Here is a 26,465-nt window from a genome sequence, read left to right as displayed (position 1 = left end):
CGCTCCTATTCCAAATTTGTTTATACAAAGCTAATAAGATTAGCTAATATACAAGATTAAAAAGAAATTTCATGATTTAACTCATAAAGAGATAAATCTGGTTTGTGTTTATTGTTTTCTAACGTGTCAATAATATCAGCTGCAACTACTTGGTTATCTAACATACCGATACATAAACCGCCTTTGCCTTCTTTTAGAAGTTCAACAGCATATGACCCAAATTTACTTGCTAATACACGGTCACGAGCACTTGGCGAGCCCCCACGAACCACGTGTCCTAAAATTGATACACGCGTATGGAAATCACCGTATTCAGAAAGTTTATCAGCAAATTCATTTCCGCCCATTACGCCTTCTGCTAAAATGATTAAGCAATGTTTTTTCCCGCGGTCGCGGCCTTCTTGAATACGTTTGGCAACGTTTTTCATATCAAAATCATGTTCAGGAATAATGATTTCATCTGCTCCGCCTGCCACGCCTGACCACAATGCGATATCACCAGCGTTACGTCCCATTACTTCGATAACGAATGTACGAACATGAGAAGTCGCTGTATCACGAATTCGGTCAATTGATTCCAAAACAGTGTTAATTGCTGTATCAAAACCGATTGTGAAATCTGTTCCAGGAATATCATTATCAATTGTTCCAGGAATTCCAACAGCGGGGAAACCACGTTTTGTCAAAGCCATTGCGCCATGATAAGAACCGTCTCCACCAATAACAACTAAGCCTTCAATACCGAATTTTTTCAATTGTTCGATTCCTTTTAATTGCCCTTCTTCAGTAGCAAATTCAGGATAACGAGCAGAGTACAAGAATGTTCCACCACGTTGAATCTTATCGCCAACGTCAGCAACATCTAAACGACGGATGTCGCCTGCGACTAAACCGGCAAATCCATAGTTAATACCGTAAACTTCGATTCCATCAAAAATACTTTTGCGTACGACTGCACGAATTGCAGCGTTCATTCCAGGGGCATCTCCCCCGCTGGTTAAAATACCAATGCGTTTCATTCGCTATTTCACCTCATATAATATACTTTCAACTGCCAAAAGAAACCTTTTCGCAAAAATTGATATACAAAAATATTACGTCATTCATTTTACCATTAAAGAACCAAAATGTCTTGAGTTAAGAAGAAAAAAATGAAAAAAGTTGAAAACAACTAGTATTTTTTACCGTAAATCATTTGAAAATGACGTTTTGCTCGCCTAAAACGTAAGCTAATTGTTGCTGACTAGCGCTTGTATGAGCGACCCAGTTTTCTTCATTTAATACTATTTTCTTTCCTGTTTTTTCAAAATAGACAATCACTGGAATGTGTCCAGCATGACGACTGAGTACCTCTTTCATTTTCTGAAAAACGTCCGTTTGTTCGACATCTTTTGTAATTCTGATAAAACACGTTTCGTCACTAATTGATGTTTCTACTTGTTGCGCTTTTTCTATTCGTTGAACCAATATTTGCAATTCTTGATTGTACGTACTGCGTTCCACTTTTCCTTCCACATAATAAACTTGCCCTTTCTCGACACTCTGTCTTAACTGGCGAAAAACAGTTGGGAACAACGTTAGTGAAATACTTCCTGTTGTATCATCCCCATCAACAAAGGCCATTTGTTCTCCCTTTTTGGTCCGAATCGTCCGAATGTTTTTGACATAAATCAATAATTTCGTGGGCTGATTTTCAACAAGTTCATGAACAAGTTGCGTTTGCTTGGCTAAGCGTGTTTTTTTGAACTCTTCTGTCGGATGTCCTGATAAATAGACCCCTAAATATTGTTCTTCTTGTTCTAGTCGCTCTTCTAGCGGATAATCGGCAATTTCTTCTTCCTTTGGCTTCAACGTTTCTAACAAATCCATACTACCACCGCTGAGAAGAATACTTTGGATATTACTCTCTAAACCTACCGCTAATTGACGGCGATTGGGTGCAATTTCGTCAAATGCACCGATGGCAATCAATGGTTCGATATTTTCAACTTTCAACCACTTACGGTCAATTCGCAAAAGAAACTCATCGAACGTTTTGTACGGTCCATTTTCTCGGCGTTCATTTAAAATATTTTGAATGAAGTCTCGGCGGATTCCTTTTAAAGAACTAAAACCAAATAAAATTTGCTGTTGCTGATTTAGGTAAAAGCTGTAGTGACTTTGGTTAATTGACGGCTGCAAAATCGTCTGCTTGTTTTTTCTAGCTTCGCCAATATATTCTTTAATTTTTGTTGGATTATGACGAACAGAATGCAACAATGCGACATAAAAAGCACTCGGATAATGAACCTTCAAGTAAGCCATTTGAAAACCAATAAAGGAATAGGCAAATGCATGCGAGCGGTTAAAGCCATAATTAGCAAAGCGCTCAATATAATCGTACACTTGGTTAGCTGTTTCTTTGGGATAGCCTTGTTGTAACGCACCATTAACAAAATGATTCCGTTCTTCATCTAGCACATCTTTTTTCTTTTTACTAATGGCTCGACGTAAAATGTCAGCTTGCCCTAAAGAGAAGCCAGCCATTTTCGCAGCAACTTGCATAATCTGCTCTTGGTAAACAATAATTCCGTACGTATTTTCTAAAATGGGGGCGAGACTAGGCTCTGGATAACTAATTTGTTCCAAGCCTTTTTTCCGGCGGATGAAAACATCAATATTTTGCATCGGACCAGGACGATACAGGGCATTGACAGCAGCAATATCTTCAATGCTAGTTGGCCCTAATTTTCTTAATACATTCCGAATTCCAGCAGATTCAAACTGGAAAACGCCACTTGTTTCCCCTTTTCTAAATAAAGCCAGCGTTGTTTCGTCATCTAATGGAATCTGATTTAAACGAATGGTTCGATTATAGACGCGTTTAACAGCTGTAAGGGTATCATCAATGATAGATAAATTTCTTAAGCCCAAGAAATCCATTTTCAGAAGACCAATTTTTTCAACATCATTCATAGTAAATTGGGTCAATAAAATTTCATTCGATCCTGGTTGTAACGGAACCAAATTCAAAAGATTTTCATCACTAATTACCACACCTGCTGCGTGCGTAGAAACATGGCGAGGCAATCCTTCTAGCTGAACAGCTGTTTTATAGAGCAATTGATTATTTGGCGAAAAATTGACCAATTCTTGCATCCGTTTCGACTCTTGGTACGCTTCTTCTAACGTAATTTTCAGCTTGTTTGGGACAGCTGCCGACCAACGATTCGCTTCACTCTGGGACAACCCGAAAACACGTGCAACGTCCCGTAAAACCATTTTCGCAGCCATCGTACCAAACGTGGCAATTTGCGCCATGTGATAATGACCATATTTTTGACTGACATAAGCTAAAACTTCCTCCCGCCGATTATCAGGAATATCTAAATCAATATCGGGCATCGTGTAGCGTTCTGGATTCAAAAAACGTTCAAAAAGCAAATCATATTTGATTGGATCTACATCTGTAATTGATAACACATAGGACACTAAAGAGCCTGCAGCTGAACCTCGGCCAGCGCCTGTAACAATTTGATTGTTATGACAGAAGTCCATCACATCCCAAACGATTAAAAAGTAATCATCAAAGCCCATATTGTGAATGATGGTTAACTCTTTTTCTAATCGTTTTTGGTAAACTTCATTTAGATGAGGCACTCTTTCTGGTAATTTTTCTAAACACAATGTGCGTAAATAAGAACCAGCCGTTTGATTATCAGGCACAGGAAAATGCGGTAATAATTTTTGATGTAAAGGAATGTCAACTCGGCAATTTTCAGCTAGCTGAATCGTATTCTGGACCACTTCTGCACCAGCTATTTGAAGCATTTGTTCCATCGTCGTCTCTGCTTCGCGCAAGTAATTCAGACCTTCTATTTCCGGTGTTTGGCTTGTAATATTCAATTGATTATTTTCTTTGATGCTCTCAAGAACAGTAACGGCAAAGCCTTCTTCCCTTGTTAAATGACGTACCTCTTGCAAAGCCACGCCAGGTAATTGTTCTCTTTGGTAAAAAGAAAAGAGCGCTGGATTGCGTTGTTGATTCATTGAAAAAGAATGTTCAACAAATAACGACTGGGGATCAAAATATGAAGCAAGTTGTTGGAAAGCGTGAACCGCTTGTTGTTCATCTTCAAAAAATGTTTGGGCGACTTCTCCTTTAGCTGACAAAGTCACGGCAAATAAATCACTTAATAAGGATTGATGTTCCGCTAAGTAAAAGGGACCCTCTGTCGTCATTTTGCTGCTAGATAGTTGCATTAATTGCTGATACCCTTTTAAATTTTTAGCAAATAAAAGCAACTCGGAATGCCCTTCTTTTTCTACTGGGGTATATTCTAATCTTAAACCGATAATTGGTTGAATTCCCGCTTCTTGGCATGCTTCATAAAATTCAACCACCCCATGCAAGACATTGATATCGGTAATCGCTAATGTTTGATAACCTAACGCTTTCGCTTGTTTTACATAGGAACGAATCCTAACCGTACTAGATAAAAGCGAATAGGAAGTAACGGTATGTAATTGTGGAAATGACATTGGACAGCTCCTTTTTGAATCCTTGCTATTTTTTGCCTCTTCTCTTATTTTCCTATCGCGGATTCTTTACTTTTAAAGAAAATATGCTAAACTAAGAGCTAGAAAAGAGGTGCTCATATGCGTTATCTTGTTGTATTTTTCTGGACCTTCGCATTAGGCCAAGTCGTTGGATATATCGGCGGTGCATTATCTGGTGGTTCATACGACTTTAAAATGACAACGATTCTATCGTTGGCAACAGCCGTTATTATTTTATTAATTGCACACTTTGCAGTACCGAAAGAAACCAAACCTGTTAAATAAGAAAAAACCAGTTACTAAAGTTATTGTAACTGGTTTTTTTATCTTTTCAACTGTTTAGAGCTTTTTATTTAAAACTTTTCGGAAATTAAAGAAGGACAGCCCAATGTTTCCTAAAACGAAACAAGCGGTTACCAGAAAAACAGAAGAATAGCCAAAACCATGGGCAACAGTCGACCCTACCATCGGTCCTAAAACTTGACCGAAATTACTACACATCTGATTGTAACTATAAACTCTACTTACGCCCTCCGTTGGCGTTATTTTACTAATTAACGTATTAATCGATGGCATTAATGCGCCTGTTGAAAAACCTAAAAGGAATCGTAAAACACCTAACTGAAAAGGTGTTTGCACAAACGCCATGGGAATGTAACAAATAAAAGAAAGAATTAATCCGCCTAATAAAACTTTTTGGTTCCCAATGCGGTCCCCAATTTTTCCCAAAGTTGGAGAAGAAATAATTGCTGAAACGCCGGCAATCGAAACAATCAAACCACTAACAAATAATACATTCTCTGTATCGCCACTTAAAGATCGAATATATAGCGTTAAGATTGGGCTGATACTTGTAATTCCTAATTGTAAAATTAACGTAGTCACAAACAAACCAATCAATACTGAAACATGATCCATCTTACTAAAAATTTCTTTCGTCGTTAATAAATCCTTTTTCTCAACTGGTTGAAAATCTTCTTTAACTAAAAAGATAGTCAACAACGTTGTAATGAATAAAATAACGCCGGTAATAATAAAGACATTTTCCATTCCAAACCACTGTGCCAACGCACCGCCAATCGATGGCGCAATTAACGTCCCAGCAATTGCACCTGTTGATAATGTCCCTAGAGCCCAGCCATTTTTCTCTTTTGGCGCCTGCGACGCAATCATCGCTGTTGCGTTAGGAATATAGCCGGATAAAATCCCGTTCATAAAACGCATAATCAACAGCCAGTATACATTAGGGACAAATGCTAACGCCCCCATTGTGATCGTCATTCCTGCTGCAGCCCGAATCATCATAATTTTCCGACCTTTTCGATCAGCTAAATTTCCCCAAATCGGTGCAACAATCGCAGCAGCAAACGCCGTGACAGAAATTGCCAATCCAGAAAACAACTCTACTTGACTCTTAGGCGTCCCTAATTGTTCAACATATACTGGAATAAACGGCATAACTAAGCTAATACTCGCCCCTGTAAAAAAGCAACCAATCCATGCGACTAATAAATTCTGCTTCCATTTTATTTTCATACTTTTATCCACCTTATCACCTCTTCACCTACCACTATACTCTAAAAGAGTGAATCTCTCAAAAGAAAATTCTTTTTAAAAAAAAGTCTGACAGACCGGTCAAAACGACCAATCTGCCAGACTTCTTAACACTTGGGCTTAAGATAAACAGCTGAATAAATGCAACACCTTCAAAGCTAACCGCTGTTATCTCAGCCTCACTTCTATTTACTATAAAATAGCTAAGATTACAAAGTTTAAGATAAACAACGCATCAATGATCCAAATAATTGGTGAAACTTCTTTGGCTTTTCCTTTGACTACTTTCACCACTGCATAAAAGATGAACCCAGCAGCAATCCCATAAGAGATGCTATAACATAATCCCATGAAAATTGAAGCAAAAAATGCTGGAATCGCATCTTCTAAATCCGTCCAATTGATGTCTTTGAAAGAAGCTAACATCATAATTCCCACTAAAATTAACGCTGGAGCCGTAGCTTGTGCTGGCACAATAGCAATAAGTGGTGAAAAAAGACTACTTAGGGCAAATAGAATTGCTACCACTACCGATGTCAAACCTGTTCGACCACCCGCACCGATTCCTGCTGCACTTTCTACATAAGTTGTCGTATTCGATGTACCAAAAATCGCACCGATAGATGTTGCAATAGCATCTGCAAATAGAGCTTTGTCCATTTTAGTGCTGAAGCCCTTACTATCTTCTAAAGCTAATTCATCTTCTTTAGAGAAAATTCCTGTTCGACGTCCCGTACCGATAAATGTTCCAATTGTATCAAACGTATCTGATAAACTGAAGGCAATAATGGTCATTAAAACTTGAGGAATTTTTGAAGAATCGCTAAACAATGACTGTAAGCCCTTAGCACCAAAAGCAGCGCCAAAAGTTGTACCTAATTCTTTAAATGAATTGCCCAACGAATTAGCATGCCAATCAACCGAAGCAGTGTCTACCACCCCCATTGGAATTGCGACTAACGTAGTAACTACAATGCCAATTAAAATAGCCCCACGAACATTCGTGACAACTAAAATCGTTGTTAAAACTAACCCAATTACCGCCAAAATAATGGCTGGATTATCAAAATTTCCTAAAGCGGGCACGATACTCGAACCATTCACAACACCATTTTGAGGTTCTGCTTGTACTGTGAAACTTAGTAAGCCAGCATTTTTCAACCCTACATAAGCGACAAAAATTCCAATCCCACCACCAATAGCATGTTGTAAACTCTCTGGAATTGCTTTAATAATCATTTTGCGAATTTTTGTCACTGTAATCAAAATATTAATCAAACCACAAATAAAAACCATTGCTAATGCTTGTTGCCAAGTATACCCCATCCCAAAAACGACCGTAAACGTGAAGAAAGCATTGAGTCCCATCCCCGGTGCTTGAGCGTAAGGTACATTAGCAAACAGCCCCATAATTAATGTACCGATGATTGAAGCAATAATGGTCGCTAAAAAAACAGCCTGAAAAGGCATCCCTGTTTCTGAAAGAATGGACGGATTAACAAATAAAATATAACTCATTGCAAAAAAGGTCGTAACCCCCGCCATTATTTCAGTTGATACCGTTGTCTTGTTTTCCTTTAATTTGAAAAACGTATTCATAATTGCACTTCTCTCCCTTAAAATCCATGTTTTCGAATAATTACTCTTTGATTATAAGAGAATCGCTATCTTTTTACAACAAAATATTAACTATTATATATATTTTTCTATATAACGTTCGTGTTTTGCTGATATAAAAAAAGAAAAAGCTTTACATTGCTTCTTCTTTTCCTAATAATTGGATTAGCCCAAACAACAGCATCTGTAGAAACATCATTAATAAAATAAACATTAATTTTTGAAGGGACCAGTCAAAAAAGATAATTTTCACTGTTTCAATTGGACTCATAAAAAGATAGACACTGTGTAATCGATCAAAACGTCCAACATAAATCGCCAAAGCAGACAAGAAATGAAGGCTGGCTTGAAAGACTACAATTGTTCTATAGCCGCAATAACTTTGCAATTTCTGGCTAACAGTTGTTACTGTTTTCATCCCTAAAAGCCCATATATAACAATCCCGCTAGTTAAGCAAACAAACGCCCACCAATCACCAATTTGGTTTGCAAAAATCGTATTAAAGCCTCGATAAATAGATAGCGTTTCTAAATGAAAAAAATCCGTAAATAGGTACGGTGCATTAGGATAAAAAATTAACCAAGCAAAACCTATCAACCAATCCCTTTTACGTTTTTCTGCGTTTAAAAGATAACTAAGTTCAATTGGAATATAGGCTAACAACACGTTCAACGCCATAAAATGAAAATGCGTAGCAAATAACCACGTATAGATACAATAGATTAAGGTGATCACTCGTAAATAAATTCTAGAATTTTTCAAGATGCTCTGCGCTCCTTTTTCAAACGGTTTATTTTAGTGTAGCATACTTCTTAAGCTTTTTTTTAAACCTTATAAATGAACATGCTTCTCCCCTTGATAATCTTCGGTTTTATGCTAGACTGAGTAAAAGGCATTTAGGAGGAATTTTTACTTGAAAAAATTAATTGCTATTGATTTAGACGGCACAACATTAAATGCACAGTCTTTAATCAGTCCAAAAACCGAACAAACACTAAAAAAAGCGATTGACAACGGTCATTACGTCAGTATTGCCACTGGACGTCCCTATAGAATGAGTCATCAATTTTACCAACAACTTGGCCTAACGACCCCTATGGTTAACTTTAACGGCGCTTTAGTTCACATTCCAGAGAAAAAATGGGACTTGGAAAGCGAAGCCAATATTGAGCGTGACCTAGTCTTTGACATTTTGGCACAGAAAAAAGAATTACAATTAGATTTTGTTGCTGCTGAAAACAAAGAAACATTTTATATCGATACGTTAGATGGGTTCGATCCGAAATTTTTTGCTTCCAAAGCAACCTTAGATAATTTACTTACTGCTAAAAATTTACGAACAAATCCTACCTCAATGATGGTTCGGACCACACCAAACCAAGCTGAAAAAGTTGCTGATACATTGACAAAACAATATGGTGATTATATTGATGTCCGCACTTGGGGCGGTCCAATGCCTATTTTAGAAATGGTCGCAAAAGGAATTCAAAAAGCCCATGGCGTTGATCAAGTGGCGAACTTTTTATCTGTCAAACCAGCTGATATCATTGCTTTTGGCGATGAACATAATGACGAAGAAATGTTAAGTTATGCTGGTTGGGGTGTTGCTATGAACAATGCCACGGATAAAATTAAATCCGTAGCCAACGATGTCACTGAAAAAACAAATGATCAAGATGGTTTAGCAGATTACTTAGAAAATTATTTAGATCTATAAAAGGCTAAAATAAAAGTATTTCTTAAAAAGAACTCACGTTGGTTTAGCTGATAATCTTAAGATTACGAAAGTAGGGCATAAGTCGTTTCGACTTATGCCCTACTTTCGTTTTTTTATTCCTTCAATGAATTTTGAAACGTACTGATTTTTTCAGCCAATCTTTGATAAGTAGTAAAAGACGGATGCTTTAGCTCTTGTTCTTCGTTAACGGATAAAGTTTGTTGTGTCGTAATGGCCTTTGTTAGGGCATCTACAAAATGAATAAAAGAATTGTTGGTTTGTTTATTGTATCCTGGTGAATAATATTTCGATTGACGATAAAAAGGCCGCAGGGCTGTTTCTGTGATTTTTTCCTGTTCATCTGAAAAGTATTCATCATAGCTGACATGTTTTATTTTCTGCTCTTCTGTTATCACTTGAAGTCGAGCGATTAGGCCATTGCCTAAATCTTCTGCGTAACCGATATACGTTTCTTTCGATGGCTCTTTTAGCCAAGTGTCCATCTCTGCTGCTAAAGGCATTAAACCTTCACGCGCAGAAGTTGATGAACCGCGTACCGTATAAAAATTACCTGTGACACGATTTTCGTCACGCATTTGTTTTTCTACATAAGTAATACCATTAACAACGGTGACTAACGTATCGTCTGTACGCGTGTTGCTTGCTTGAAATTCAGGATAATCTGACAGGCGTTTGTTGACACCCGAATAGCGTGTATCATAATAAGGGTCACTAGCAAACTCTGTAAACTCAACATTCAGAATCCGTTGCGTTTCAGGTTCCGTAATAATCTCTACAATGCCGTAATTTCCGCCAGTAAATACACCTTCATTTTTATAATAGTTACCCGTCATTAATCCCAAAGGCGGTTGATTGGACCAAAACATTTTTTCCTTTTTTTCTTCTGGTGTATATTTTGCTGGTGGGGTTGTCCCAAATGTCGTTTGTGTGGCCCCTGTAACCACTTCGTACGTGTATTCATGAGAATCAAAAGTCAATTGATTAGCAATCAGTTCGTCATTTTTAGTCGGCGCTTGTTTTTCCGCCGCAGAAGTCGTTTGATTGGTGACGGTAACTTGCTTCACTTGCTTTGTCTCTTGCGGACCACTTGTTGTTTGTTTCGTTGGCTCTTGATCTGGCGCACAACCAACCAAAATAAATAATCCGATAAAAACCACCATTCCTTTAATATATTTCATTCACTTCTCTCCTTTTTATAAACGCTTAATTTCCTCTTATCTCCAGTGTAGCAAACATTTATAAACCAAAACTGACGGAAAAATGAATAAATAATAAACAAAAACGCTAAGTCTCCTGCAGCTTAAGAGACTTAGCGTTTTTTTATTTAATTGCTTGGCGCTTTTGGCGCAACCACTCTTCTTTAATGTGTTCAGATAGGCGAATCATTCGTTTACCAACTTCACTATATTGGTTAGTAGCTAAATTGGCTAAAGAAATTCGAACTGACCATTTGTCACTCCCGAAAGCATCCGCTTTTAAAAGCATTAATTTTTCTTTTTCTGCTAAAGAGGTTAATACTTTTGTGATCGTCCACGATTTCGTTAAATAGCTTGAAAATTCTGGGCCATAACGTTTTTCTGTCCAATCTCTAAAGTTAATTTCACAATAATATGCTGTATTTAAACTTGCTAAAGGCTCTTCAATGCCTAAGGTGCGGAACAAGAGCTTTTCACGCGTATGACAAATATCCATCACTTCGTCTTTATATGCTTGACCGTCTTTTAACAAAGCATACAAACTAAATAAAGCCATCATCGCTTGCTGAATAGAAGAAAGTCCCGCTGCATGGTTCAACGCAATATCGCGGCTGTCTGCGACTAAGCGGCTGATAAAGTTAATTTGGCTTGTGTCTGCATTCAATGTAGCATAACGTGCCTGTAATTCCATTTTTCGAGCCACTGGCAATTCTTTTAATAATTGATCAAAGATGTTCTCTTGACTAACCGCAATAGTCCCCACACGCCAACCGGTAGCGCCAAAGTATTTAGAATAAGAATAGATACAGGCTGTATTGTAAGGTAACTCCGTAAATAGTGAACGGAAAGCTGGCACAAAGGTTCCGTAAACGTCATCTGTTAAAATCATTAACTTAGGGTTATCCACTGCAACGATTTGTTTGATTTGTTCAATGGTAGGTTTTCCCATAGCATTAGCAGTTGGATTGCTGGGATTTACGACAAAAACCGCTTTGATGGACGGGTCTTTTAGTTTATCAATTTCCTTGTTTGAGTATTGATACGTCGTTTTTCCATCAATAATCATTTGCTCTGCTTTGATTTTAACCACGTCAAAATCATAACGTGGTAGTTCTGGAATTTCTAGATAAGGAGCAAACGTTGGTAATAACAACGCAATACGATCACCTTTTTCTAGTAAATAATTATTTGCCAACGTATCAAACAAGTAACAAATCCCTGCTGTACCACCTTCAACGGCAAAAATATCAAACGGTTGTGCTTCGCTGGAAAATAATTCTTGATTTAAATAGGCTTTAATCGGTTGTTCACACGCCTTCAAGCAACGAACAGGATTCGGATAATTATCCCCAATCACATAGTCTAACATGGCATCTAACCACATTTCCTTATCCATCCCAAAATAGTTATGCTCTGCTGTCCAAATTTCTTGTAAGAAGGTTGCCCCTTTGCTAGGATTTTCTGCTAAAAAGTTTAAGAAGCGTTGCGTTCTACCAAAACTTGGCTGAATCATACCAGCCGTTTGTTCGCTCCCCTCTCTTAACGTTTCTTTTGTAGCAAATTGACCTAATAAAAAAAAGGCTTCCCTTGGTGTTGGCGCCGTCCAATTAGGATTGCCTCGCCCTGCATTTAACAATGTTTCTAAATTATGATTTTCTTCATGTAATTTCTTCTCTAAAAATAGACTTAATTCAAACGGACTAAGGTTTTCTGTCAATTCATCACTTGTTATCATTTTATCCTCCTGAAGCACACGCAGTCATTTAGTATTTAGTATGTAGTCTATACTACTCTTCTACCTCCAGATGTCAACCATTTAAGCGGAATATTCTGACAATTAATAAAAAAGAAACAATCCTTTATAAAAAATAAAGGATTGCTTCTTTTTCGCTGATTAACCAAAGAACCGTTGCATCTCAATTTTTGCTGATTGGACAGAATCAGAAGCATGGATTAAATTTTTGGTGACAGACAACCCATAATCCGCTCGTAAGGTGCCACTTTCAGCATCTAACGGATTCGTTGCTCCAACTAATTTACGCACTTTTTTAACCACATTGTCCCCTACAACGACCATCACAACCACTGGGCCACTTGTCATATAGGCTAATAATTCAGGGAAAAATAGTTCATCTTTTAAATGCTCATAATGTTCCTTCACTGTTTCTACTGTTAGTCGTTCGAATTTAAGGTGCAATAAGTCAATACCTTTATCTTCAAAACGTTGAATGATTTTGCCAACTAACTTTCGTTCAACGCCATCTGGCTTAATAATTACTAAACTTGTTTCCTTCATTTTTTCCATCCCTTTCAAAACTTCCTTTTGCCCTTTCCCAAGGGGTAGCTACAGAATAAAATGAAAGCGGATACTTTGTCAATGATAAATTTTCTTTTCCTTTTGATTAAATAAAAAATTAAAGATTATTCACAAGGTTTGTGAATTGTTCTTTCAGTTCTGTATTGCTTGTTTCTTTTAAAAACAAATAAGGTTGCTCCTCTACTGGCTGTTCTTTACTCACATAAACTTTGGCTTCACCATTCACTAAAGTAAATAAATAGACATGCTTCTGGGCAACTTGTGTCGCACTGTCAGAGTATACTGCCACCAGACAATAACCGCCTTCGCTACCTGTTTCTGACCAATTTAACCAAATGGGATTGTTCCCAATAGCTGGTTGTATTTTAGGTTCATAACTCAATAAATCATCAGGCACTTGAATCGTGTAAAAAGCTACAGAGTGACCTGGTTGGTACGCTTGATAGTTCTGATTGCGTTCTTGACCCCAGGTTTCCATGTATTGTCCTAACTGTTTTGCTTTTTGCTGATTCCAAATCGTCCCTTCTTCTGTAACTAATTCAGTTAATTCTTGTGTTTGCGTTGTTTGCTCTAATTCCAACGCCGTGGTTTGACTAACTTCGGTTGCTGAAATTGCTCTTGTTTCTTCAGTATTTACATTGTTTGTTTGTACGGTTCGCACTTTCTGTGATTCCTCTTTCGATTTTTGCCAACCACAGCCAGATAAAACGCTTCCAACAACCGCTATCATAATAATCCCGTTTAGTTTCATTCCTTAAACTCCTGTTTTTATTTTTATTCTATCGAAATAAACCTAAAATCTCAATCCCTTTCTTTGGATAGTTGAAAACCATTTAGGAACTAGTAATTCTCCACAATTATAGTCCTCTAGTAATTGTTGGTATTGCTGTTCCATAGTCCTGATTTCTTTTTCACCAAAGCTCAGTGCCCAAACTAAAGAATAGAGTCCTGCGTGAAAAGTATAAAGCTTTTGAAACTGCCAAAATAAGGTAGGAACTTTCCCAGCAAAATAACCTTGTAATTGACCATAAGCAAACAATGGCGAAACATTTCTTGAAAAAAATTGTAACTTGTAAAATTCTTCATAAGGATCCCCAAAATCCCATCGATTAAAATCAATCACACCGACCTGCCTAGTTGGCAAGTAAATAAAATTTCCCACATGGAAATCTCCATGCTGATAAACCACAGGCCGTTGTTGCAATAACGGTAATTGTTTTTCTAAATATGAAATTATTGGCTGCTGGTACGGCATACAAAATTGAGATTCCTTATACTTATTTAGTTGGCTCTGCTTTTTTTCGTATAAATTTCGCGCAATCTCTCTTTGACTAATCCTTTCAGGCAACAAAAGCTTATGGATTTTGTTTAAATAGCGGCCCGCCTCTACGCCTAAGTTCAGTTGTCTTTTGGGAGAAAGAGCGGGTAAAACATCGCTTAAGTCTTCACCTTCTAGATACGTTAATAACATGTATCCTTGTTCACTTTCAGGAATAGGTGCACATAAAAAAGGTTTAGAACTGGGAAATCCTAACGCCGCTACTTTTTTGATAAATTGATATTCTTGTTGTTTAGCTAATAACTCTTCTTGTTGAAAAATTCGCAATAAAAAGGTTTCTTGATTTTTAGTAACTTTAAACTTTAAATCAGTTGACCAACCACGGTGAATAGCTTCAACTTTTTGCCATTGCTGAAACGCTGGAATCTTCTCAAACGCCCTCATTACTTTCGCCTCCATTTCCCTATTGGTTTTAGTATACCAAAGAAAAAAGGCGAGCCTGGGACAAAAATCACTTTGAATTTTTGTTCCAGGCTTAAAAATTGATAAACGGCGGGAACAGAAGCAACTCCTTCGGAAATAAGCCGAAATTCTCCAAAAATTAAAGAACAATTTTCGGAAATTCCTTCTTATTTCTCGGAGTTAAACACTTCTGTCCCGACCTCGTCACTGGTTATCGTTTTCTAGTTTTCCTTATATAAATCGTTCCACTTGTTACTAAGAAAGCTCCTCCTAAAACAATCCAGAAAGTACTAGGTACTTCTGCACCTGCTTTTGGTAATACTTTTTTGGGAAGCTGTTCTTGTTTCCCAATCATACTTTTATTAGAAAAAGCATGCGTACTTTCTGTTGATTTTGTTCCCTGATTTGCTGATGAATTCAGCGAATTATCTAAGGATGACTCACTAGTAGTTTTTCCAGCTTTGTCTGGGTTTTGGTTTTTTCCTTCGATTGGTTCTTCACTTGTTTTTGTTTCTTTGTCTTTATCTGGTTTGCCACTTGCATCTGAGTCTTTGTCTTTTTCTGGTTCGCCACTTGCATCTGGTTCTTTGTCTTTGTCTGCTTCGCCACTTGCATCTGGCTCTTTGTCTTTTTCTGGTTCGCCACTTGCATTTGGCTCTTTGTCTTTTTCTGGTTCGCCACTTGCATCTGGCTCTTTGTCTTTTTCTGGTTCGCCACTTGCATCTGGCTCTTTGTCTTTTTCTGGTTCGCCACTTGCATCTGGCTCTTTGTCTTTTTCTGGTTCGCCACTTGCATCTGGCTCTTTGTCTTTTTCTGGTTCGCCACTTGCATCTGGCTCTTTGTCTTTTTCTGGTTCTTCTACATGTGGTTGATTTATCTTGTGGTTATTTTCAAATAAAGCACCTAATTGTAGCAACGTTCGGTCTTCATTTAATGCACTATTAAATTGAATCCCCAAAGGCAGTCCTTCTTTTGAAACGTAAGTTGGTACACTTAATGCTGGATGTCCAAATAAATTTGCTTGTTGTGTAAACGGTGTATATGTGAACGCCGTCAGCCATTGGTCATAAATCAATTGTTTTTGTTCTGCTGGTGACAATTGATCAATTTTTTCCATCTGTGCTGCATGTTCTGGTTTTAGTAACGGATTATCAATACTAGGTGCCGTGGCAGCTGTCGTTGGTGTTAATAAGATAGGATACTGTTGATAAAATTCGTCCATCGCTTGTGCTTGTAAAGCAATATCTGTCCAAGCCGCAGTTGTCTCTTCACTCGTTATATTTTTTCCTGTTTGAAAAAGCGCCCATGTTAACAGTTCTACATCATTTCGTTCAAGCGGTCTTTTCAATTTCTGCCGCACCATAAAATCGGCAATCCCAGCTGAGCCAGCAGCTACAGTATAATAATTTTTCATTAGACGTTCCCCATCAACAGGGTGCTTCACTTCAACCAATGTGTACCCTTGGTCTTTTAAAAAAGTAACAGCTTCAGCGACCGCCTCTTTTGCTTCGGCACTTACAGGCGTTCCGGCAGGGGATTCTGTTGTATAAGCAATGGGTTGCGCTTGACTTAAATGTCCCGCAGGAAGATCTTTTTTGGTTAATAAGGTTTCAAATAATGCATTTGTATCCGCCACAGTTCGACTTAAACCAAAGTGAACAGTTTGACCTTTTACACTATTAGAATTGCCAATGATTACTCCTCTAGAAGGTTTCAAGCCTACGGTGCCTGTCCAAGAAGCAGGGATGCGGATAGAGCCACCAGCATCACTTCCAGAGGCAATAGGAACAAATGCCGCGGCGACACTAGCACCCGCTCCGCCTGAAGAACCACCTGAATAATGGTTAGGATTCCATGGATTGACGGAAACGCCATATAACTTTGAATCTGAAATATTCTTCCAACCTAATTCTGGATAATTCGTTTGACCAATGATTATGAATCCAGCATTTTGTAGTGCTTTGACAAAGGTCGATGTCCCACCAGCTACTTGATCTTGGAGAAAACCAAAACCGTTCGTGTTGCTTTCACCTTTCAAGGATTGTCCTAACCCTTTTAGTAAGAGCGGCACACCTAGAAATGGTTGACCTGTATCTTGTAAAGCTTTTGCTTCTGTCAAGGCCGCTTCTTCTCGTAAAGTAATGACCGCATTTAATGTAGGATTTTCACGTTTAGTGATGGCCAACGCAATTTTTACTAATTCTTCGCTCGTCACCTTTTTTTCTCTTACTAAAGTTGCTAACTCCAGTGCAGTTGCTTGTTTATAATCTGCTTCTGAAAAAGCATTCTCTGCAGAAACAGCTTTTCCATCTGTATCACTATTTTGTATCTCATTTGTGGTTTCAGTGGTTACTGCAACCACATTTCGGCTACTGCTTTCGGCGATTGCCGAAGAGGATTCTTTTTCCTGCATCACCGTTTGGCTAGTAGTTTCAGATTCCAAGTTAGTTACAGTCTGACTGGTTTCTGTTGTTACTGATTCCGTCTCTGTTTGAACGGTTGTTTCTAGTATACTTTCTTGTGCCAACATTGGTACCCCTACCAGTGTTTGGCTAATTAATAAAATAATCCCTAACTTTTTGAACAAAATCGACTTCTTCATAAGTCACATCCTTTATCTATTAATACAGTTAAAAAATCTGTATTACTTATAGCATAAATGAAAGCGATTAAAAAGTAAAGTTCTCTTGAAAATTCCCATGTTCAACTTTTAGGCTAGGTTCTTTTTATATGCTAAAATAGAATAGAAACGGAGGTTTTTTAATGGAATGGATTGAAATTAAGCACGCAACACAAAATAATTTGAAGAATATCTCTGTCAATATCCCTAAAAAGCAACTAACTGTTGTTACTGGACTTTCGGGTTCAGGAAAGTCCTCCTTAGTATTTGACACATTAGCCGCTGAATCACGTCGTGAACTAAATGATACATTTAGTTCGTTTGTTCAAAATTACTTACCCAAATATGGTCGTCCAGAAGTTGAAAAAATCGAGAATCTTCCTGTTGCAATTGTCATTGACCAGAAAAAAGTAGCAGGTAATTCTCGTTCGACAGTGGGAACGTATACAGATATTTATACGTTTTTACGTTTGCTGTTTTCACGAGCAGGTTCTCCATTTGTTGGTTATTCAGATACTTTTTCGTTTAATCATCCGGATGGAAAATGTCCAACATGCGATGGCTTAGGAAAGATTACCGAAATCAATCTTCATCAGCTAGTTGATTATGACAAATCATTAAACGAAGGGCCTATCGATTTCCCCACATTTACAGTTGGCAACTGGCGGTGGAAGCGTTATGCCCATAGTGGTCTATTTGATTTGGATAAAAAAATCAAGGACTATTCTCCTGAAGAGTTAGCATTATTTTTATATGCTCCACAACAAAAACTGGCTAATCCACCCAAAGAATGGCCTCATACAGCTTTGTATGAAGGAATCGTCCCGCGCATGCAACGTAGCATATTGCATACAGACGAAGGCAAACGTCATCAAAAATACCTTAATCACTTTGTTACCGTAAAAAGATGTCCTGATTGTTTAGGAAGTAGAGTCAATGAACGTGTTCGTAGCTGCAAAATTAATCAGAAAAGTATTGCTGATGCTGTTGACATGCCACTCACTGAATTACATTCTTTTATTCGTTCGATGGATCTTTCCTTAATAAAAAATATTCAAGAAGAGCTACTTGTACGTCTAGAAGCATTAATTAATATCGGTCTCTCCTACCTCACATTAGGACGAGCAACTGAAACACTTTCTGGTGGTGAAGCACAGCGGATTAAAATTGCTAAGTATGTAAACAGCGCCTTAAACGATATTATGTATATTTTAGATGAACCAAGTGCTGGCTTACATCCAAAGGACATCGAACGGATCAGTCGTGCATTGCTCAATTTAAAAAATAAAGGAAACACCGTGGTTCTGGTGGAACACAATCCACAATTAATTAGAGAAGCTGATTTTATCATCGATATAGGACCTTTCGCAGGCGAAAATGGTGGCCATGTCCAGTTTTCAGGAACGTATGACGCATTTTTAGCCTCCAAAACCTTGACTAGTCAAGCCCTTCAAGAGCCGCTCCCTTTAAACGACCAACCAAGAAAAGCAAGGAAGTCTTTAACAATCGAACATGCGACACTGCATAATTTAAACAATCTATCTGTCGAAGTTCCGTTAGGAGTTTTGACTGTTATTTGTGGGGTCGCTGGTTCAGGTAAATCATCATTAGCGGAAGAAATTTATCAAAAAGCCCAAGCTGATAACCAAGAAATTATTCATCTTTCACAAAAAAGCATTACCGCAAATTTACGATCCACACCAATGACCTATCTCAATATTTTTGACAAGGTCCGCAAACTGTTTGCGGAAGAAAATCATGTTAGTCCAGCTTTATTTAGCTATAATTCCAAAGGCGCCTGTCCTACTTGCAAGGGGAAAGGAATAATTGTCTCCGATATGTCTTTTATGGAGGATGTTACTAGTGTTTGCGAAACCTGTCACGGAACGCGTTACAAAGAAGAGGTGCTTCATTATCTGTATAACGGAAAAAATATCGTTGAAGTACTAGCTTTAAGCGTTAAAGATGGCTATGATTTTTTCAAAGACCAGCCTTTTGCTCTTTCATTAAAAAATTTACTAGAAGTTGGCTTAAGCTATCTTAAACTCAATCAATCGCTCTCAACATTATCTGGTGGCGAATTGCAAAGGGTAAAATTAGCAGACACACTTCACCAAAAAAAAGCTATCTATTTAATGGATGAACCTACAGATGGTTTACACTTAATTGATATCCAACAAAGTCTTCAACTTTTCAATCGAATGGTAGAAGAAGGAAACAGCTTAATTTTATTAGAACATCACATTGACGTGATTAAAAGTGCCGACTGGTTGATTGAACTAGGTCCCGAAGGTGGAGAAAATGGCGGACAGCTTCTTTTTACAGGAACGCCAGCAAATATGTTAAATTCCACTCATTCTATTACTAAAGGCTATCTATAAAATAAAAAGTACAAACGGTGCAAGCAATGAGCACCGTTTGTACTTTTTCTATTTCAACCCCACTTCCATCTTCACAGGTTGGTGATCTGTATATTTAAATTGTTCGTCCTTTGTTTTCACGCTATGAACAGCCACATTATCAGAAACAATAAAACCATCAATTACATACACTTGGGATGTTTCATAAGAGCCAGTGTAAGGCTTATTAAGCACCCGCACAGTCGGCTGTTGATCATCATAAGCAAGTGAAAAATGTTTAGGTAAGTCTGCAGGATCAATTTCTCCTGGTACCCAACCAGCTTCCCCTAAGTCAGGATATCGATGACTGCCTTTGAAAACTTGATTAAAGTCACCTCCAGCAATTACATAGTTTCCTTTAGCGTATTCTTGGGATAATACGTCAGCTAACTTTTTGCTTTGAGCAATCTTCCCTTCCCCATTGTCATAGGCTTCCAAATGTAAGTTAAAAACCACTAATTCTTTGTCTGTGCCTTTAATTGGAAAGCGCGTTTCTAGAAGTGCTCGTTTTAAGTTACTAATGCTAACGGGCCAACGAAAGGGATTGGGTAAAGCAATGCGTTTAGCCTCTGTTATTTTTTCATTTGATAATGTTAATAAACCACTTTCTACTCGTCCAATCGGCGGCCAAGGAATGGGCACATAATCTACCTTAAAATTATAAGCAAATGCGCTGTTCAGCTGTAGCTGTTTTTGTAATTCTTCCTCTTGATTGACTTCATAAGAACGTTGCGAGCGACGATCGACTTCTTGGAATAAGTAAATCATCGCTGGTAATTCTTTTAAGGTTTCTTCAATGCCTGTTAAATTCTGTTGGACCATTGCCTTATTAACTGGTTGGACAGTTTTGCCACCGTCCATAAAAAAATCTTCTGTTTGTCCTAGGCCGGCATAGCCTATGTTATACGTGACTAAAGAAATGGATTGCTTTTTTTCGATGGTTTGCTCTGAAAATTGTTTATTTATAGCAACTGGTTCAACCGCTCGTGGTCGAAACTCTCGGAAGGTTAAATATCCTATCAAAATTAAAGCTATGCTTAGAAGAAGGACCATCAAGCTACCGAGATATTTAAAAAACTTTTTCATTGATTCCGATGTTCCTTTCACATTATGTCAAACCAAAAGTAGCAATTATCTTCGTTGCTACTTCTTCTGGTGTCATGTTTGAATTATTTATTTTCGTTATTTTTACATTTGGAAATGTACTTTCTAGTTCGCCTTCGTGGCTTACTAACCGATGTTCTTTGAAGGTATTGAGTAATTCTTTTCGAGAAAAGTCGACATCGCGTTTTGAAGGTTTTGCCTCTAGCCGCTCTGGATGAACATTCCGTTCTAGGCGGATTTCTGTTGAAGAGACGAGTTCGACGAAATAAACGGACTCATGTTTACTAAGAAAAATTTCTGATATTTCTTCTAAAAATTGAAAATCCTGTTCTTGATCAAAAGCAATCACCACTGTAAAAATAATGTTTTTTGTTGTATTTGTGGCTGGATTTTCTACAAAGGCATGAAAAAGTTCCTTTCTAACGGAATCAGACAATTGAAACGCACGTTCCGTATACCCAAGATAGTTTGCAAATAAGTCAATGGTTTGATGATTAAATAGTAATTTAGCATCTAACTGCTTTTCTAAAGCCTTGCCAACGGTCATTTTCCCGACAGCTTGGGCACCAATTAAAACGATTAAAGACATCAACTTTCCCTCCTCTAGTCTAATTTTTAGGTGGCTATCTTCTACTATATCACACTATATTACAACACCTTACAAAACTGTTCGGAAAATTTTCTGTTTTTTATTACAAAAAAAAGACAAAAGACTCTATAATGAGAGAGGACTCGATTGATTATAGATGAGATAGGTGACGGAGAATGGCAATAGAAAAATATTTTCAAACAATAGATGGCAGTCAAATTTTTTATCAAATTTTTGGCAAAGAAACAAATTACCCCCTTGTGTTACTTCATGGTAATGGCAATGATCATACTTTTTTTAATTATCAAATTTCTTATTTCTCCAAGGAGTATCAAGTTATTGCGGTGGATACCCGCGGACATGGACGTTCCACCAATACACAAAATCAATTAACTTTTCCGCTTTTGGCAGAAGATTTAGCTGGTATTATTCAACAAGAACACTTAACAAAAATTAATTTATTGGGCTTTAGTGACGGAGCAAATATTGCCATGGTTTTTACCCATTTATATCCTGATTTCGTCAACAAACTCGTCTTAAATTCTGGAAATGTCACCATGTCTGGTCTGAAAAAATATGTAACGATTGCCACTTATTTTCAATATTGGTTTTGTCGTATTGGCGCCTTTTTTTCAAAAAAATTGCGCGCACGGCTCCCTATCGTGGCTCTGTTATTTGAAGATACTGGACTGACAAAACAAGATTTAGAACACATCCCCTGTCCTACTCTTGTTATTACTGGCAGCCGAGATTTAATTGCGCTTTCCCATTCACGGGCGATTGCTGATGCCATTCCTGCTGGCAAATTGGTCTTGGTAAATAAACAAGGTCATTTATTTGCCAAAAACTCACCAGATATTTTTAATAAAACAATCGAAAAATTCTTAAAGGAAATGAAGGTGTCTAAATGAAACAAATTATTCATTGGATCAAAACGCATACAGGATTACTAAAAACACTGTTTGTTATTGCGGTCTCAATTATTGTTGTTGCCCAACTTTTATCAATTGGTAAAACGATCTCATTTGAACAGTTAAAACAGATTTTTGATGAGATTCCGCTATGGAAATTGTTATTGATGATGGTTATCGGTTTAGTTTCCGTTACTCCGATGCTAAATTATGACTTAACATTAAATCGCATTTTAAACTTGAAAGTCTCAAAACGGGAACTCCTTGAATCTAGCTGGATTGTCAATACAATCAATAATATTGGTGGATTCGGTGGTTTGGTCAGCATGGGACTTCGTTCTGAATTTTATGGAAATAAAACAGAGGAAAAGAAAATTTTACCTGCGTTAACCCATATTTTACTTTTTGTGTTATCCGGTCTATCTATTTATAGTATTCTTTGCTTTTTCCTTGTTCAGTTTGATCCAAAGATGGCTTATTTACAGCAATATTGGATTTGGTTATTAGGTGGCGGTCTTTATTTCCCATTACTTTATCTTATTTTACATTTCCAAAAAAATAGTTCCTTTGGTAACCTCGATGCAAAAAATCGCTTATCTTTAGTTGTTTCTTCGTTTTTAGAATGGACAGGTGTTTTAATTACCTTTATCAGTATTGGTTACTTATTAGATGTACCGATTCCTTTAATTGATATTGTTCCTTTATATGTAGCAGCTTCGATTATTGGGATTGCTTCGATGATTCCAGGGGCTTTAGGTAGTTTTGATGTCATGATGATTTTAGGACTGAGCAACTTAGGTGTCGATCGTGAAATTATTGTTTTGTGGTTATTGCTCTATCGTTTATTCTATTATATTATTCCTTTCTTAATTGGCTGTTTGTTCTTTACAAAACACTTAAGCCAAAAATTGGATACTCATTATCGACAATTACTGAAACAAATTACTTTGGAAATTGCCCACAAATTAGAAGTGGTTTTACTTTATTTTTCAGGAATTATGATGGTGCTCCTAGCCACTATTCCAGAAGCCTTCACTCAAGTGCATTGGTTAAGAGATATTAACCCCTTCCGTTCACATATTATTATTCAAATTCCGAGTATTGTTTTAGGCTTTGCATTATTAATTATGGGACGTGGGATTGCTGATCGTGTTAAAAGAGCCTATTATCCAACGATTATTTTATTAATTGGTGCTATCTTGTATTCATTTGTTGTTGACTTTAGTATGTTTTCCATTTTCTATTTAGCTATTTTATTATTTATCGTTATTTTTTCAAAATCAGAATTATACCGTGAACAACTGGTTTACTCTTGGGAGTGGATGACGATTGATGGGTTTATCTTTGGCTTGTTGACTTTGTTATACCTGGTAATTGGTGTTTATAATTTACCGAACTTCCCACACCATCGTCATCATTTTGTGGAATTTTTCTTGTTCCCTTCCGAACGGATCTGGTTGTCAGGATTTATCGCTATCCTCTTAGTTATGAGTTTTAACTTTCTATTTGTTCGCTACCTCCAAGGGAAAAAACACCAAGTGGGTGAGTTTCCAGAAGATAGTATCTTGCATAATATCTTAACAACTTATGGCGGGAATATTGACAGTGAACTTGTCTTTCTTCATGATAAACAGGTTTTCTTATATCCCAAAGAAGAACCGACTGTCTTTTTACAATTCAACACCATTAATAATAAATGCGTTGTGATGGGCAATCCTTCGGGGAACAAAGAAGATTTTCCTGCGGCGATTGATGCATTCCTTAAAGAAACAGATCGTTTCGGCTATGTCCCCGTCTTTTACGAAACCAATGAGGACAGCGTGATGTTACTACACGAATATGGCTACGAATTTATCAAAATGGGCGAAGAAGCCTTAGTTAATCTAGAAACATTTACGATGTCTGGGAAAAAATTCAAAGGCACCCGAGCAGTGTTTAATAAAATTACCAAAGCCGGCTATTCATTTGACGTACTCCAACCTCCTTTTAGTGCCGAACAAATGCACGAATTAAAAGCTATTTCAGATAGTTGGTTAGACAATCGAAAAGAAAAAGGCTTTTCACTGGGATTTTTCGATGAAGCGTATCTTCAAAGAAACCCAATTGCTGTTGTCCGAAATGCTGAAGGAGAAATGGTCTCTTTCGCTAATATCATTCCTAGTTACACAAATGAAGTTGGTACCATTGACTTGATGCGTCACCATAAAGAAAAAGCCCCTTCTGGAAGTATGGATTTCCTATTTATTCATTTATTTGAATATATGAAAACAGAAAATATTCATTATTTCAATTTAGGGATGGCTCCGTTAGCCAACGTTGGTCAATCAAGAAAAAGTTTTATTCAAGAACGGATTGCTGCGTTAATTTATGAATTTGGTTCAGAAATTTACTCCTTCCAAGGATTACGCGAATACAAGGAAAAATTTGCTAGCAAATGGCAACCCCGCTATACACTTTATTCTAAAAGTAGTTGGATTGTCTACGTGATGATTGCTTTACTCATTGTCGATCAAAAAAATATTGACTAATAAAAAGAAGCCCAATTAAGTATAAAAAGCTTGGCAACTTCACTGAAATTTAGTGAGGTTGCCAAGCTTTTTAATTTCTTTCATCTAGTTTTTCTTTAATCAAAAAGGCTGTTTCTTCGACAGATTTTGCGGTTACATCAATCACTGGGATACCATACTTCGCAAAAATTTCTTCGGCATAAGCTAATTCTTGTTCAATCCGTTCAACATTGGTATAACTGGTCTCATTACCTAAACCTAAAGAAGCCAACCGACTGCTACGAATCTGACCTAATGTTTCTGGCGAACAAACTAAACCAATCATTTTTTGTGGATCCATTTCTTCCAAAATTGGCGGCAATGGAACTTCTGGAATTAATGGTAAGTTAGAAACGCGGTAGCCTTGATTTGCTAAATACATACTGACTGGCGTCTTTGAGGTCCGCGAAACGCCTAACAACAATATATCAGAATCAAGAAACCCTTGAGGATTTTTGCCATCATCATATTTTACAGCAAATTCAATCGCTGAGATTTTATCAAAATAGGCACGATCTAGTTGGTGGCGTCGTCCAGGCTCTTCAATAGGATCTACTCCGGCTTTCGCTTGAATTAATTCAAAAAATGGCGCCATTAAATCTAAATATAACAACCCTGTTCGTTCACTAAATTCTTTCGCCGCTGTGATTAGTTGTTTACTGACTAATGTACTGACAACTAAGGCTTTATCTTTTAAGGCATCTTTTAAAATCTCCAATAATTCTTCTTCTGTTGTGACAAAAGAAAAATTGTATCGATTAAGAAAAGAAATATCTGGATATTGTGCGCTTGCTGCAGCTAACAATTTTTGTGATGTTTCTCCAAGTGAATCGGAAATAGTATAAACAATGATCTCTTTTTTCATAATTAAGCTCCCTTATCTATTTTGTGCGGCTTCTTTCGCTTGTTGCGTAATATAGGTTAAAATTTTCGTTTTCGTAATTTTTCCAATAACTTTTTTAGGATTTTCTTTTTCAACGACTGGCAAAGAATCCACTTCGTATTTTTGCAAAGTGTCAGCAGCTTCAAGAATAGTAAATTCTGGTGTGCAGGTTTTCACATGTGGCACTCTTGTCATACAAACAGCAACAGGTGTGCCATCAATATTTGTATTTAAAGAGGCTCGTAATAAATCTTTTCGTGACAAAACCCCTAATAATTCTTTTGCTTCATCCATGACATAAAGAGAGCCGACATCATACATAAATAAGTTGGTAATCGCATCTCGAATTGAGGTGTCTTGGGCAACCATCAATGGTGGACTCATGATCTCCTGAACTTTTGTTTGAAAAACATCAAAAAAGAAAAAAGCCTCCATATTATCACTTTCGTAAGTATAACCAACTTTCGGACTTGCTTTTAAAATTCCTGAAAGTGTTAAAAAAGACAAATCAGAACGCAATGTCGCACGCGAAACGGCTAGTATGTCCGAAATGCGTTCACCACTAACTGGCTGATGCTCTTTTACAACAGCGATAATTTGCTCTTGTCGTTTACTTAATTTCATCATTTCCTCCTCAATTCCTCTTAAACAAATTGTGCATTCGCTTACAATTATACACATATTTATTGTTTTTTCAACATATTGACAAG

General features: G+C 37.3%; 20 protein-coding genes. 5 read left to right on the top strand and 15 right to left on the bottom strand.

Annotated features, from left to right (window positions below):
• Positions 1-56: 56 nt before the first annotated feature.
• Together pfkA and dnaE are read right to left on the bottom strand one after the other, a co-directional pair.
• Positions 57-1,019: a 6-phosphofructokinase gene (pfkA, locus tag IGM09_RS04130; RefSeq protein ID WP_002355947.1), complete on the bottom strand. Its 963-nt coding sequence runs from the start codon at positions 1,017-1,019 to the stop codon at positions 57-59.
• Positions 1,020-1,191: 172 nt separating this feature from the next.
• Positions 1,192-4,521, bottom strand: a complete 3,330-nt coding sequence (gene dnaE, locus IGM09_RS04125) for a DNA polymerase III subunit alpha (RefSeq protein ID WP_010775690.1) — start codon at positions 4,519-4,521, stop codon at positions 1,192-1,194.
• A 117-nt stretch (positions 4,522-4,638) separates the two neighbouring features.
• Here dnaE and IGM09_RS04120 point away from each other — a divergent pair, with 117 nt between their 5' ends.
• Positions 4,639-4,824 (top strand): YjzD family protein, encoded by a 186-nt coding sequence (locus IGM09_RS04120; protein WP_002355945.1) that lies wholly within the window; start codon positions 4,639-4,641, stop codon positions 4,822-4,824.
• Between the two features lie 54 nt (positions 4,825-4,878).
• Here the strand turns inward: IGM09_RS04120 and IGM09_RS04115 are convergent, their stop codons facing one another.
• The 3 genes from IGM09_RS04115 to IGM09_RS04105 all read right to left on the bottom strand — a co-directional run bounded on the left by IGM09_RS04115 (position 4,879) and on the right by IGM09_RS04105 (position 8,473).
• Complete coding sequence (locus IGM09_RS04115; RefSeq protein WP_002381323.1) at positions 4,879-6,075, bottom strand: multidrug efflux MFS transporter; 1,197 nt, start codon at positions 6,073-6,075, stop codon at positions 4,879-4,881.
• Positions 6,076-6,285: 210 nt separating this feature from the next.
• Positions 6,286-7,692: an NCS2 family permease gene (locus IGM09_RS04110; protein WP_113826122.1), complete on the bottom strand. Its 1,407-nt coding sequence runs from the start codon at positions 7,690-7,692 to the stop codon at positions 6,286-6,288.
• 151 nt (positions 7,693-7,843) lie between these two features.
• Entirely contained in the window at positions 7,844-8,473 is a 630-nt protein-coding gene (locus IGM09_RS04105; RefSeq protein ID WP_080270524.1) for a DUF1361 domain-containing protein, read from the bottom strand.
• A gap of 151 nt (positions 8,474-8,624) precedes the next feature.
• On the opposite strand from IGM09_RS04105, the gene IGM09_RS04100 reads away from it, so the two are divergent.
• Positions 8,625-9,428: a Cof-type HAD-IIB family hydrolase gene (locus IGM09_RS04100; protein WP_002355941.1), complete on the top strand. Its 804-nt coding sequence runs from the start codon at positions 8,625-8,627 to the stop codon at positions 9,426-9,428.
• 113 nt (positions 9,429-9,541) lie between these two features.
• Here the strand turns inward: IGM09_RS04100 and IGM09_RS04095 are convergent, their stop codons facing one another.
• The 6 genes from IGM09_RS04095 to IGM09_RS04070 form a co-directional block, all read right to left on the bottom strand.
• Positions 9,542-10,627 carry a hypothetical protein gene (locus IGM09_RS04095; protein ID WP_010775687.1) on the bottom strand — a complete coding sequence of 362 codons (1,086 nt, stop codon included), beginning with the start codon at positions 10,625-10,627 and terminating at the stop codon, positions 9,542-9,544.
• A 142-nt stretch (positions 10,628-10,769) separates the two neighbouring features.
• Positions 10,770-12,380 carry an aspartate 4-decarboxylase gene (gene aspD / locus IGM09_RS04090; RefSeq protein ID WP_002355939.1) on the bottom strand — a complete coding sequence of 537 codons (1,611 nt, stop codon included), beginning with the start codon at positions 12,378-12,380 and terminating at the stop codon, positions 10,770-10,772.
• 159 nt (positions 12,381-12,539) lie between these two features.
• The gene (gene ndk, locus IGM09_RS04085; RefSeq protein ID WP_002381321.1) at positions 12,540-12,950 is read right to left on the bottom strand and encodes a nucleoside-diphosphate kinase; all 411 of its coding nucleotides are present in this window, start codon (positions 12,948-12,950) and stop codon (positions 12,540-12,542) included.
• A 109-nt stretch (positions 12,951-13,059) separates the two neighbouring features.
• A complete protein-coding gene (locus IGM09_RS04080; protein ID WP_033624885.1) occupies positions 13,060-13,713 on the bottom strand; it encodes a DUF4767 domain-containing protein in 654 nt (217 codons plus the stop codon).
• A 42-nt stretch (positions 13,714-13,755) separates the two neighbouring features.
• Positions 13,756-14,700 carry an aminoglycoside phosphotransferase family protein gene (locus IGM09_RS04075; protein ID WP_002393453.1) on the bottom strand — a complete coding sequence of 315 codons (945 nt, stop codon included), beginning with the start codon at positions 14,698-14,700 and terminating at the stop codon, positions 13,756-13,758.
• Between the two features lie 214 nt (positions 14,701-14,914).
• Complete coding sequence (locus IGM09_RS04070) at positions 14,915-17,305, bottom strand: amidase family protein (RefSeq protein WP_137685742.1); 2,391 nt, start codon at positions 17,303-17,305, stop codon at positions 14,915-14,917.
• Between the two features lie 161 nt (positions 17,306-17,466).
• Between IGM09_RS04070 and IGM09_RS04065 the strand changes: the two genes are divergently transcribed.
• Positions 17,467-19,704, top strand: coding sequence for an ATP-binding cassette domain-containing protein (locus IGM09_RS04065; RefSeq protein ID WP_033624882.1), 2,238 nt, complete (start codon positions 17,467-17,469; stop codon positions 19,702-19,704).
• Between the two features lie 48 nt (positions 19,705-19,752).
• On the opposite strand, the gene IGM09_RS04060 is transcribed toward IGM09_RS04065, so the two are convergent.
• Both IGM09_RS04060 and IGM09_RS04055 read right to left on the bottom strand, forming a co-directional pair.
• Complete coding sequence (locus IGM09_RS04060) at positions 19,753-20,808, bottom strand: endonuclease/exonuclease/phosphatase family protein (RefSeq protein WP_002387048.1); 1,056 nt, start codon at positions 20,806-20,808, stop codon at positions 19,753-19,755.
• 22 nt (positions 20,809-20,830) lie between these two features.
• Positions 20,831-21,415, bottom strand: a complete 585-nt coding sequence (locus tag IGM09_RS04055; RefSeq protein WP_002364651.1) for an AAA family ATPase — start codon at positions 21,413-21,415, stop codon at positions 20,831-20,833.
• Positions 21,416-21,591: 176 nt separating this feature from the next.
• Here IGM09_RS04055 and IGM09_RS04050 point away from each other — a divergent pair, with 176 nt between their 5' ends.
• Both IGM09_RS04050 and mprF read left to right on the top strand, forming a co-directional pair.
• A complete protein-coding gene (locus IGM09_RS04050) occupies positions 21,592-22,326 on the top strand; it encodes an alpha/beta fold hydrolase (RefSeq protein WP_033624881.1) in 735 nt (244 codons plus the stop codon).
• Complete coding sequence (gene mprF, locus IGM09_RS04045) at positions 22,323-24,854, top strand: bifunctional lysylphosphatidylglycerol flippase/synthetase MprF (RefSeq protein ID WP_002358907.1); 2,532 nt, start codon at positions 22,323-22,325, stop codon at positions 24,852-24,854. Before IGM09_RS04050 ends, mprF begins: the two co-directional genes overlap by 4 nt.
• A gap of 70 nt (positions 24,855-24,924) precedes the next feature.
• Here mprF and IGM09_RS04040 read toward each other — a convergent pair whose 3' ends face one another.
• A complete protein-coding gene (locus IGM09_RS04040) occupies positions 24,925-25,737 on the bottom strand; it encodes a pyruvate, water dikinase regulatory protein (protein ID WP_002355927.1) in 813 nt (270 codons plus the stop codon).
• 12 nt (positions 25,738-25,749) lie between these two features.
• Entirely contained in the window at positions 25,750-26,379 is a 630-nt protein-coding gene (locus tag IGM09_RS04035; protein ID WP_002355926.1) for a helix-turn-helix transcriptional regulator, read from the bottom strand.
• Positions 26,380-26,465 lie beyond the last annotated feature (86 nt).

Source organism: Enterococcus sp. DIV0167, from assembly GCF_050541555.1.
GTDB lineage: Bacteria > Bacillota > Bacilli > Lactobacillales > Enterococcaceae > Enterococcus > Enterococcus faecalis.
The sequence above is the reverse complement of the archived record's forward strand: the minus strand, read 5'-3'. Positions and strand labels throughout refer to the sequence as shown.

Coding starts and splice junctions, on each gene's coding strand:
- IGM09_RS04075 (WP_002393453.1), bottom strand. CDS start 14,700: ATGGAGGCGAAAGTAATGAGGGCGTTTGAGAAGATTCCAGCGTTTCAG.
- IGM09_RS04055 (WP_002364651.1), bottom strand. CDS start 21,415: ATGTCTTTAATCGTTTTAATTGGTGCCCAAGCTGTCGGGAAAATGACC.
- IGM09_RS04115 (WP_002381323.1), bottom strand. CDS start 6,075: ATGAAAATAAAATGGAAGCAGAATTTATTAGTCGCATGGATTGGTTGC.
- aspD (WP_002355939.1), bottom strand. CDS start 12,380: ATGATAACAAGTGATGAATTGACAGAAAACCTTAGTCCGTTTGAATTA.
- IGM09_RS04070 (WP_137685742.1), bottom strand. CDS start 17,305: ATGAAGAAGTCGATTTTGTTCAAAAAGTTAGGGATTATTTTATTAATT.
- IGM09_RS04040 (WP_002355927.1), bottom strand. CDS start 25,737: ATGAAAAAAGAGATCATTGTTTATACTATTTCCGATTCACTTGGAGAA.
- mprF (WP_002358907.1), top strand. CDS start 22,323: ATGAAACAAATTATTCATTGGATCAAAACGCATACAGGATTACTAAAA.
- IGM09_RS04065 (WP_033624882.1), top strand. CDS start 17,467: ATGGAATGGATTGAAATTAAGCACGCAACACAAAATAATTTGAAGAAT.
- IGM09_RS04080 (WP_033624885.1), bottom strand. CDS start 13,713: ATGAAACTAAACGGGATTATTATGATAGCGGTTGTTGGAAGCGTTTTA.
- ndk (WP_002381321.1), bottom strand. CDS start 12,950: ATGGAAAAAATGAAGGAAACAAGTTTAGTAATTATTAAGCCAGATGGC.
- IGM09_RS04095 (WP_010775687.1), bottom strand. CDS start 10,627: ATGAAATATATTAAAGGAATGGTGGTTTTTATCGGATTATTTATTTTG.
- IGM09_RS04060 (WP_002387048.1), bottom strand. CDS start 20,808: ATGAAAAAGTTTTTTAAATATCTCGGTAGCTTGATGGTCCTTCTTCTA.
- pfkA (WP_002355947.1), bottom strand. CDS start 1,019: ATGAAACGCATTGGTATTTTAACCAGCGGGGGAGATGCCCCTGGAATG.
- IGM09_RS04035 (WP_002355926.1), bottom strand. CDS start 26,379: ATGAAATTAAGTAAACGACAAGAGCAAATTATCGCTGTTGTAAAAGAG.
- IGM09_RS04050 (WP_033624881.1), top strand. CDS start 21,592: ATGGCAATAGAAAAATATTTTCAAACAATAGATGGCAGTCAAATTTTT.
- IGM09_RS04110 (WP_113826122.1), bottom strand. CDS start 7,692: ATGAATACGTTTTTCAAATTAAAGGAAAACAAGACAACGGTATCAACT.
- IGM09_RS04120 (WP_002355945.1), top strand. CDS start 4,639: ATGCGTTATCTTGTTGTATTTTTCTGGACCTTCGCATTAGGCCAAGTC.
- dnaE (WP_010775690.1), bottom strand. CDS start 4,521: ATGTCATTTCCACAATTACATACCGTTACTTCCTATTCGCTTTTATCT.